At 74.5% G+C, this 9,327-nt stretch carries 7 protein-coding genes, 1 tRNA gene and 1 pseudogene; 2 read left to right on the top strand and 7 right to left on the bottom strand.

The window, feature by feature from the left end; genetic code table 11:
• Positions 1-110: 110 nt before the first annotated feature.
• Positions 111-185 (bottom strand) — tRNA-Asn (locus DLJ49_RS20265).
• 63 nt (positions 186-248) lie between these two features.
• The gene (locus DLJ49_RS20260; RefSeq protein ID WP_233489343.1) at positions 249-1,121 is read right to left on the bottom strand and encodes an MBL fold metallo-hydrolase; all 873 of its coding nucleotides are present in this window, start codon (positions 1,119-1,121) and stop codon (positions 249-251) included.
• Between the two features lie 43 nt (positions 1,122-1,164).
• Here DLJ49_RS20260 and DLJ49_RS20255 point away from each other — a divergent pair, with 43 nt between their 5' ends.
• On the top strand, positions 1,165-2,610 hold the full coding sequence (locus DLJ49_RS20255; protein ID WP_115395328.1) for an ATP-binding protein: 1,446 nt from the start codon (positions 1,165-1,167) through the stop codon (positions 2,608-2,610).
• Between the two features lie 231 nt (positions 2,611-2,841).
• Positions 2,842-4,098 (top strand): glycerate kinase type-2 family protein, encoded by a 1,257-nt coding sequence (locus DLJ49_RS20250; protein WP_115395327.1) that lies wholly within the window; start codon positions 2,842-2,844, stop codon positions 4,096-4,098.
• A gap of 43 nt (positions 4,099-4,141) precedes the next feature.
• Here the strand turns inward: DLJ49_RS20250 and DLJ49_RS20245 are convergent, their stop codons facing one another.
• The 5 genes and pseudogenes from DLJ49_RS20245 to DLJ49_RS21940 all read right to left on the bottom strand — a co-directional run.
• The gene (locus DLJ49_RS20245) at positions 4,142-5,020 is read right to left on the bottom strand and encodes a hypothetical protein (RefSeq protein WP_115395326.1); all 879 of its coding nucleotides are present in this window, start codon (positions 5,018-5,020) and stop codon (positions 4,142-4,144) included.
• Complete coding sequence (locus DLJ49_RS20240; protein WP_115395325.1) at positions 5,013-5,393, bottom strand: hypothetical protein; 381 nt, start codon at positions 5,391-5,393, stop codon at positions 5,013-5,015. The genes DLJ49_RS20245 and DLJ49_RS20240 overlap by 8 nt, the downstream gene beginning before the upstream one ends.
• Before the next feature lie 123 nt (positions 5,394-5,516).
• Complete coding sequence (locus tag DLJ49_RS20235; RefSeq protein WP_115395324.1) at positions 5,517-6,554, bottom strand: dynamin family protein; 1,038 nt, start codon at positions 6,552-6,554, stop codon at positions 5,517-5,519.
• Between the two features lie 56 nt (positions 6,555-6,610).
• The gene (locus DLJ49_RS20230) at positions 6,611-8,791 is read right to left on the bottom strand and encodes a dynamin family protein (protein WP_115395323.1); all 2,181 of its coding nucleotides are present in this window, start codon (positions 8,789-8,791) and stop codon (positions 6,611-6,613) included.
• A 143-nt stretch (positions 8,792-8,934) separates the two neighbouring features.
• Positions 8,935-9,327 (bottom strand): annotated as a pseudogene (locus DLJ49_RS21940) (hypothetical protein); the annotation flags it as partial.

Below are 9,327 nucleotides of genomic sequence, written 5' to 3'. Positions count from 1 at the left end.
ACCATGTGTGCGACCTCGACGCGACTTTTGTGTCGCAGCCTGTGTCGCACACCGGCTCCGGACCGACTCTTCCGGTCCAAAGCGTTGATTTCACGGGGTTTTCTGGATCTTGGCTCCGGCGGCAGGATTCGAACCTGCGACCAATTGATTAACAGTCAACTGCTCTACCGCTGAGCTACGCCGGAACTGGCGGCGGCTATAGCAAGGGGTTCAACAGGCGTCCAGAGGGTCGGCCCGGAAATTGCGGCTCACGCCAGCGTGTAATGCGCGCGGGACGAGACGGCGGGCGAGGCGGTTGCCCGGCCGGCCTCGACCAGCGCGATCAGGTGGGCGAGGACGTTGCGCTCGGCCGCCGGCAGCAGGGCGGGCGGCGTGTCGGTGTAGATGCGCGCAGCGAGCGCCCCGGGTGTGGCCGGCCCCCCCTCTCCCAGCGCAGCTACGATCGCCGCCTCGCGCGCTTCCCGGTGCGCGACCAGCCAGGCGAGGCGCCCGGCCGGGTCGTCCACCGGCTCGCCATGGCCGGGGTAGAAGACGCGGGACGGGCGCGCGGCGAGGCGGCGGCATGACGCCATGAACGGCACCACGTCGCCCTCGGGCGGCGAGACCAGCGACGAGGCCCAGCCCATCACGTGATCGCCCGTGAAGACGGCCTCGCCCCAGGCGAAGGCGAGGTGATCGGCGGTGTGGCCGGGCGTGGCGATCACGTCGAGCCGCCAGTCCTCGCCCGCGATTTCCGCACCGTCCTCGAGCACCACATCGGGGGCGAAGCCCGCGTCGACCCCCTCTCCCCCGCCGATCCCGGCCTCGGCGGCGAGGCGCGCCATGACGGGGCGACGCCGCGCGGCCATGCCGCCCGCAGCCAGCACCGGCGCGCCCCAGCGCGCGGCGAGCGGGCGGGCAAGGGGGGAGTGATCGCGGTGGGCATGGGTGACCAGCACGTGGCCGATGCGCTCGCCCGCGCCCAGCGCCGCCTCGATCGCGGCGAGATGGGCCGGCAGGTCGGGGCCGGGATCGATCACCGCGACCTCGCCCTGCCCCACGATCCACGTGTTCGTGCCCGTATGGGTCATCGGCGAGGGGTTCGGCGCGCGCACCAGCCGCAGCCCCGGTTCCACCTCCATTTTCGCCGTTCCTCCGCGCGCCATCCGCCGCTAGCCTTAACCCATGTTCTTCGCCTGGCTCAAACGCTATGTCCCGGGAGGCCTCTACGGCCGGGCCGCGTTGATCCTGCTTCTGCCCATCGTGGCGCTGCAGGTGGTGGTCTCGATCGTCTTCATCCAGCGCCACTTCGAGGACGTGACACGGCAGATGTCGCGCAGCGTGGTGCTCGATCTCGGGCATCTGCTCAACGAAGTGCACGAGACGAACAGCCCAGCCGAGGCGCTCGCCCATACCCGGGATCTGCGGCGCGACCTGGAGCTCGACGTGACGCTGCCCGCGGCGGATCCGGCCCCCCGAGGCACGGTGCGGCGGCTTTTCTACGACGTCTCGGGGCGGACAGTGGTCGCCACGCTCGCCGACGACATTCCCGAGTTGCGTGCCATCGACCTCGCCCGGTCGAGCCGCGACGTGACGGTGCAACTCGAGACCGATCTGGGCCCGATGGAGGTGGTGTTCTCCCGCCGGCTGGTGACGGCGTCGAACCCCCACCAGTTCCTCGTGATCATGGGCGTGTTCGGCGTGCTGATGACGGCGGTCGCCTTCGTCTACCTGCGCAACCAGCTGCGCCCGATCACGCGGCTCGCGGCGGCCGCCGAGGCTTTCGGCCAGGGGCGCGTGGTGCCCTACCGGCCGGCGGGCGCGCGCGAGGTGCGGGCCGCGGGGGCGGCCTTCCTCGACATGCGCGCGCGCATCGAGCGGCAGATCGAGCAGCGCACCCGGATGCTGTCGGGCATCAGCCACGACCTGCGCACGCCGCTCACGCGCCTGCGGCTGGGGCTGTCGATGCTGCCCGAGAGCGGGGCGAGCAGCCCGGACATCGCCGAGATGGAACGCGACGTCGCCGAGATGGAGGCGCTGATCGACGCCTTCCTGCAATTCGCCCGGGCCGAGGCCGAGTCGCCGCCCGTGCCGACCGATCCCGCCGAGCTTGCGGCCCGCGCGGTCGAGAAGGCCCGGCGCGGCGGCGGCGACGTGCGGCTTGCGGCGCCGCCCGACGACGCGCGCGCGCCCGTGGCCCTGCGGGCGCTGGCGGTCGAGCGGGCGCTCGACAACCTGATCGGCAACGCGGTGCGCTACGGGGGCCGGGCCGAGGTTTCGGTGGCACGCCTGGGGGAGACGGCGCTGCGGTTCAGCGTCGAAGACGACGGCCCCGGCATCCCGCCTGACCGGCGGGACGAGGCGATGCGCCCCTTCGCGCGGCTCGACCTGGCGCGAAACCAGGATCGCGGCACGGGAGTCGGCCTGGGCCTCGCCATCGCGCAGGAGATCGCGCGCGCCCATGGCGGGCGGCTGGAACTGTCGCAGAGCGCCCGTCTCGGCGGACTGCGTGCCGATCTCGTGCTCGTCCCGTCGAGCCGGCCTTCCGGGGCGGGCGACGGCGAAGCGGGTGCGCCTGCGGAGCGCCGTATCGCGGGAGGGGAACGTCGACCCGTCCCGCGGCACCCCTGAAGGAGACGCGGGCGTCAGACTCCGCGCCGCGGCCCTATCCGAGCCGCGGCCCTATCCGAGCCCCCGCCCCATCCGAGCCCCCGCACCATCCGAGCCCCCGCCCGTCCGAGACCCTGCCCCGTCCGCGCTTCCGCCGCTGGCCATCCGCCCCTCGCCGAGGCCGGGCAGGGCTTGCGCATCGAGGCCGGCGGTGCTCCCCTGCACCGCGCCCGTCCGCCGCGAGGACCCCCGATGCCCGATCCCGCCCGCCTGCTCCGCGCCCTGTTCGACCGGGCGGTGGAGGTCGCCGACCCGATGCAGTCTCTCGGGCCCCGCCTGCCCGCCAGGCCGCGGTCGGGCCGCGTGGTGGTCGTGGGGGCAGGCAAGGCCTCGGCCCGGATGGCCGAGGCAGTCGAGGCGGAATGGGGCCCCTGCGAGGGGCTGGTGATCACCCGCTACGGACACGCCCGCCCCTGCGCCGGCGTCGAGATCGTCGAGGCCGCCCACCCGGTCCCCGATGCGGCCGGCGTCGCAGCGACCGAGCGGATGCTGGCGCTGCTCGCCGGGCTGGGAGAGGACGACTTCGCGCTGGCGCTCATCTCGGGCGGGGCCTCGGCGTTGCTCTGTGCCCCCGCCGAGGGGGTGACACTCGCCGACAAGCAGGCGGTGACCGAGGCGCTGCTGGCGAGCGGAGCGCCCATCGGGCAGATGAACGTGGTGCGCAAGCACCTGAGCCGGGTCAAGGGCGGCCAGCTTGCCGCCGCGGCCCACCCCGCCCGCATGCATGCGCTGCTCATCTCCGACGTGCCGGGCGACCGGCCGGGCGACATCGGCTCGGGCCCGACCGTGGGCGAAGCCACGACCGCGGCCGATGCCGCGGCGATTCTCGCGCGCTGGGGCATCGATCCGCCGCCCTCGGTGCAGACCGCTCTCGCCCGCGGCTCGGGCGTGGTGGCGCCGGGCGACGCGCGGCTGTCGCGGGCCGTCACCGCGATCTTCGCCGCCCCCGCACAATCGCTCGCGGCGGCGGCGGAGCACGCCCGTGTCGCGGGCTGCGACGTCGAGGTGCTGGGCGATGCGCTCGAGGGCGAGGCGCGCGAGGTGGCCGCCGCGCAGGCGAGGCTCGCGCTCGAGCGCGCAGCGGATGGTCGCGCGCGCCCGCTCGTCCTGCTCTCGGGCGGCGAGCTGACGGTGACGCGACGGGGCGACGGCTCGGGCGGGCCGAATGCCGAGTTCGCGCTGGCGCTGGCGCTGGCACTCGATGGCGCGGATCGCATCCACGCCATCGCCTGCGACACAGACGGGGTCGACGGGGCGGCGGATGTCGCAGGGGCGTGCGTCGGCCCCGACACCCTCGGCCGTGCGGCGGCGGCGGGGCTCGACCCGCGCGCCGCCCTCGAGCGCAACGACGCTCACGGGTTCTTCGGCGCGCTGGGAGACCAGGTCGTGACCGGGCCCACCCTCACGAATGTCAACGATTTCCGCGCGATCCTCGTGCTCCCGGGCTGAGCGCCCCGCCGCGTCGGCGTGCCCCGTCAGCGGTCGGCCCCGGTCAGCCCGGGCGGAACGACCAGAGCGCCGCGAGCGCGCCGGGCATCTCCGCCGGTACGCGGTAGGCAGCCACCCCTGCATCGTCGCGCAGCAGCACGAGCGCCGCGACGCCCGCCGCGCCGGGCAGCAGGACCAGCGCCGAGGGGCTCTCGGTCTCGGGCAAGAGGGCGTCGACGTGGCCGAGGCAGGCGCCGAGATGCGCGGCCTGCTCGGGATCGCCCGAGAGCTCCGGCGCATCGCCCTCCCCCGACGGGGTGGCGGCCGCAGCGATGGCGCGGGCGGCGAGCGCCGTGCGGAAATCGCCTGGATCCACGGGCGTGGCGCGACCGGCGGGCGGGCCACCTTCTGCCCCCATGCCATCTTTCGCGGGCGGGGCTGGAGACGGGGCCGCATCGCTTCCCGCGTCATGCGCGGGCAGGCCCCAGGCCTGGCGCAGCGTGCCGACGGCGACTCCGGTCTGCTCGAGCGAGGCGCTGCCACCCGGGCGTCGCTCTCGCAGATGCACGCCGCCCGCCCCGCAGAACCGGGCGAACGCGGCGCGCAGCGCGGCGAGATCCTCGAGCCCGGCATAGGTGAGGGTGGCGCCGCCTGCACCGGGCACGGCGTGCCCCTGCTCGGGCGGGCCGGCGCGCAGCAGGCGACGGTTGCAGACCTCGAGCGCCAGTTCGTCGCCCGCGGCGTTGGCCAGCAGCAGACGGCGGGCCATCACCGTCTCGTCGATCTCGTCGAGCAGGGCGGCCAGCGCCGCGTCTCCCTCGCCGAGCGCGCCTCCTCGGCCGCCGGCAGGCGCCCGCGGGGCGGCGAGCTTGCGCAGTAGACGCGGCAGGTCGTGGCCCGGTGGCGGGCCGCCGGGGCGGGAGAGGGCGCCACGATCACGCATGGGCGTCGATCAGGTCGGCGAGGGCCGCGTCGAACAGGTCGAGATCGCCCGTGGATGCGAGCCGCGCGCAGATCACCTCGGCCGAACCGGGCGAGAGCCTGCGATAGAGCCGCGCCTCCCCCGGCAGAAGGCGAAGCGCCTCGAGCGGCAGCGCGTCCTCGCCCGCGCCGAGGCCCGCCTCGGCCATGACCCTCGCCGCGTGCGCGCCGAGACAGGCGGCGGCCTCGGCCAGCAGCGCGTCATGATCCTCCTGCCGAAACCCGGGTGCCGCGGCGCTGCGCAACACGGTGCGCGTGTCGAGATCGCCGAAGACAAGCGCGCTGCACCCCGCCGTCTCCCGCTGCAGGCGGTCGAACCCCTCGGCGAGTGTCATCGCGCGGCTTCTCCCGATTCCCCCGGCCGGCGCGCGCAAGGACACGGCGCCGGACCAATGAGGGAAGGATGCCGCAGAGAGGTGAACGAACCCCTTACGCCGGGCCGGGCGCCCGCAAGCGCCTCACCCCAGGGTCGGGAAGGCCGGCCCGTCGTCCTGCGGCACGGCCGGGCGGGCCTTGCGCGCCGTGCCCGCGCGGGGCCGCACCCTTCGCGGCACGATCCGCCCTGATGGCGGCACGTCGGAGGCCGGCGGCAGCGGGTCGCGCCGGGCGGCCAGCGAGGCGACACCGGGCAGCGCGCCTTCGGTCTCGTCGCCCCCTGCGGACGCCGGCGCCGCGATCGAGATGCTCCGCCCCAGCTCGGAGGAGAGCCGCATCACCATGTCGAGCAGGGCGTCGAGCAGGGCCTGCGCGCCGCTCTCCTCGAAGGCGCCCGCATCGTCGGCGGCGGCGATGGCCCGTGTCAGCGAGACCGGAAAGACGCCGGAGAACATCCCCTCCGTCTCGCGCCGCACGCGGGCGAGCACGCGTCGGCGGTCCTTGGGGTCGGCGACCTTGTCGAACCGGGTGAGCAGCAGGAAGGAACGGGCGCGCAGGGCCTCGGGCATCTCCTCCCACGTCGCCGCCTCCGACTGGCGCCAGGCCTGCGTGGCGTGGGTGCACCAGAGCACCGCGTCGGCCAGCGGCACCGCCCGCTGCCACACCTCGGCCGGCATCGACGGGTCGGAAATGCCGGGAAAGTCGATCAGGTCGCAGACCTGCAGCACCTCGGCGGGGCGCTCGATGGCCAGATACGACGTGCGCGCGGGGTCGATCTCCTCCAGCCGGTCGAGGTCGATCTCGAAGCGCGCCCCGTCCACGTCGATCCCGTAAGGATCGCCCGTGCCGTGGGTGATCCAGACCGGCGGAAGCTGCGTGGCGGTCACGCGCGTCGGCAGGGCGGGCGCGCCCATCAGCAGGTTGCTGAGGGTGCTCTTGCCGGCACTGAACTCTCCCATGATGGCGATGCGCGGGCGTCGGCCCGCCTCGCCGCCGGGCCCCGCCTCCGCGCGCCGCGCGCCCTGCGACGCGTCCCCCGCCGGCGGAACGGCGGCAAGGCGGGGCGCGCCTTCCAGCGGCTCGGCGTGGCTCGTCAGGCGGGTCTGCGGGCTGTGGAACATCGGTGATCTCCTTCGGTCGGTGCGCTGCGATCAATGGAAAGGGGCGACCCACGGCCTCAGGCCGCGAGCCGGCCGATCCGGCTCATGGCGTGGCTCAGCTCCTCGGGGCTGGGGCCAGGGGGCACCTGCTCCTGCCCTGCCCCACGCGCCGCCATCGCCTCGACCAGCATCCGCTGGTCGGCGAAGAACGCCGCGAGCGCGTCGCGCACGGCTGCGCCGGCGGGCGCGCAATGGCCCGAGGCGAGGTCGTCGAGGATCGGCTGCGTCTCGGCCTCGATCATGGCGTAGAAGTCGGGCGCGAACGCGGCGTAGCCCCGCCGGCGCTGCCACCAGCGCCGCCACCAGGTGCTCTGCAGGTCGAGCGCGATGGTCTGGCCGAGCAGGACCGGCGGCGCGGCACGCGGCAGGCCCGGCGGCTGGACGCGGAACGCTTCCGCCTCGCGCCCCAGGGCGCCGGCATAGAGCGCCGCCGCGCCCTCGGCCGCGGCCTGCCCCGCCTCCTCGCCGATCTTCTTCACCTGCCGGGCAAAGACCTGGTAGCCCGAGCGCAGCAGCAGGCGCAGGCCGGTCGGGTCGTAGCTCCACGGCGCGTCCTCGCCGTAGATCTCCAGATGCTTGATCAGTGCCGCCGTCGCCCGGTCGAGGAAGGAGCGGTGCGACCGGTCGAGCCGGTGCGCGGCCTGCGCCATCGCCTGTTCGAAGGCCGCGTCGAAGCGCGACAGCACGGTCCGTTCCAGCGCGTCGAGGTCGCGTGCGAGGGCGGCGGTGTCGACCGGCGCGCCCCCCGTCGCGGCGAGGCGCACGGGGTCGGCCTCCTGCGCGGCACGGTGGCCGATGGCAAGGTTCATCGCGCTGCGGGCGACCTGCTGGAGCCGCTCGCGCGCCGCCCCTTCGGCGACCCGGCCCCAGAGCGCGCGGTAGAGCGCGGGCACGCCCGACAGCCACCAGATCAGCTCGAGCGGGCCCACCTCGCGCTCCATCTCGGGCAGCGCGTGCTCGGCATAGGCCAGCAGCACGTCGGCCGCCTCGCCCTCCAGATGCGAGAGCTGCCCGGTCAGCGCCAACGTCGCCCAATGGGCCGAGCCGAACAGGATCTCGACATCCTCGAGCCCCTTCTGCGTGGCCAGCGTGCCCCGGATCGACGCCTCGATCTCGGGGATCTGGGTGGCGGGGTCCGACAGTTCGTCGACGCGGTTGACGAAGACGATCACCTCGCGCGAGCGCACGTTCGAGATCAGGCGGATCAGCGCCATGTCGACCGAGCTCAGCGCCTGGTGGGCGGAGAGCACCACCACGCAGAGGCGGCTTTCGCGGATCGCGCGAATGGTGATCTGCTCGCGCATCATGAAGGTGTCGTTGACGCCCGGCGTGTCGCGCAGGCACAGGCCCATCGGCCAGTCCTCGCGCGGCAGCCACAGATCGGCCGCCTTGGTCACGTCGGCGAAGCGTCCCTGATCGTCGACGGCCTCTCCGCCATCGTCCTCGTCGAAGAAGTCGTCGCCGAGGCAGACGTAGCGCTCGATCAGCCTGGCGTCGTAAGAGCCGTACTCGTGACAGGTGCCGAGCAGCATCTCGAAGCGGCGGCCGAGGCGGGCGCGGGTCTTCTCGCGCATCGCCTCGATCTGGCGGCGCACCTTCTCGGCCTCGTCGGCGGCGCCCGAGCGGGCGGCAAGCTCTCCGACCCGGCCCCCCTTCCGCGTCAGCCGCTCCCAGTCTTCGGGGTCGAAGAAGGTGAAGCGCGCGGCGTGCGGCGCCTGCCCCGCGCGCGGGCCGAGATGCAGCGAGGTGACCACGGACGTCCAGGGGTTGACATCGGCCGGCAGAAGGCCCGGCTCGCCCACCATCGCGTTGACGAGGCTCGTCTTTCCGGCCTTGACCTGTCCGATCATCGTCACCGACGGCTCGAAGGCGTAGAGCCGGTCTCGATCGCGCGCGGCGGCATCGCGCGTCGCCGGGTCGGCCGAGAGCGACAGCTGGTCGAGCAGGTCGAGCACCTCTTCACGTTCGGCCACGAGGGGCGCGAGCCCCTCGTGGCATTGGCCGAACAGCTCCTCCGGGGTGGGCGAAGACGCGGCGGACGCCACTCCGCGTCCCTCGGGCGCGTTTTCCGCGGCCGCCTGCACCGCCACGACCGGCTCCGTGCTCTCCGTGTCCGGCCCGGCGCGGCCGGCGTCATCCTGCGCCCTGGGCGCCGCCGGGGGGGCGGGCTCTGCGGGCTCCGGCTCTGCGTAGGTCATGATCCCTCCAACCCAAAGTCTCGCCCATCAATCTGGGCGCGGGCGCGTCTCGGCGCGGGGCGGAAATGCGGCAGGATCGGGGCGAGACCATCGAATGCCACGGATCGGGGCGCGCGCCCCTGGCGCCGCCGGAGGGCGCACGCTCAGGCCGCGAGGCACGCCTCGCCCTCGCAGCGGACCTGGCACAGCAGGGCAACCGCATCGGACAGCGCGCTGCGGCTGCCTTCGAGCTGCAGCAGCACCATCAGATCGACAGCCTCGTCGATCAGGTCGGCCACGACGCCCCCCTCGTCGCGTGCGATCTCGGCGCAGTCTCCAAGCGCCTCGGCACAGAGATCGAGGGCCCGCGCCGCATCCATCCCGCCCGCTCCCTCGAGCTCGGCGAGGCGCGCGCCCTTCGCCGCGAGCAGGTCGACGATCTGCGCGGCCGCCGGGTGCGGGGCCGGCGCCGGGGCCGCGCCCGGCTCGGGCGCGCCCGCGCCCGGCACCGGCAGCCCGTCGCGGCCGGGCGCGGCCGGGGCGCCGCGCGACGGCCC

It is taken from the genome of Rhodovulum sp. 12E13 (assembly GCF_003340565.1).
In the GTDB taxonomy this organism is placed as follows: domain Bacteria; phylum Pseudomonadota; class Alphaproteobacteria; order Rhodobacterales; family Rhodobacteraceae; genus HLUCCA09.
Note: the sequence above shows the minus strand (reverse complement) of the source record. Positions and strands in the feature narration are given on the sequence as shown.

Bases quoted from the DNA above. Each gene is read 5' to 3' on its own strand.
- DLJ49_RS20240 (WP_115395325.1), bottom strand. From the start codon at position 5,393: ATGACACTCGCCGAGGGGTTCGACCGCCTGCAGCGGGAGACGGCGGGG.
- DLJ49_RS20260 (WP_233489343.1), bottom strand. From the start codon at position 1,121: ATGGAGGTGGAACCGGGGCTGCGGCTGGTGCGCGCGCCGAACCCCTCG.
- DLJ49_RS20230 (WP_115395323.1), bottom strand. From the start codon at position 8,791: ATGACCTACGCAGAGCCGGAGCCCGCAGAGCCCGCCCCCCCGGCGGCG.
- DLJ49_RS20255 (WP_115395328.1), top strand. From the start codon at position 1,165: ATGTTCTTCGCCTGGCTCAAACGCTATGTCCCGGGAGGCCTCTACGGC.
- DLJ49_RS20235 (WP_115395324.1), bottom strand. From the start codon at position 6,554: ATGTTCCACAGCCCGCAGACCCGCCTGACGAGCCACGCCGAGCCGCTG.
- DLJ49_RS20245 (WP_115395326.1), bottom strand. From the start codon at position 5,020: ATGCGTGATCGTGGCGCCCTCTCCCGCCCCGGCGGCCCGCCACCGGGC.
- DLJ49_RS20250 (WP_115395327.1), top strand. From the start codon at position 2,842: ATGCCCGATCCCGCCCGCCTGCTCCGCGCCCTGTTCGACCGGGCGGTG.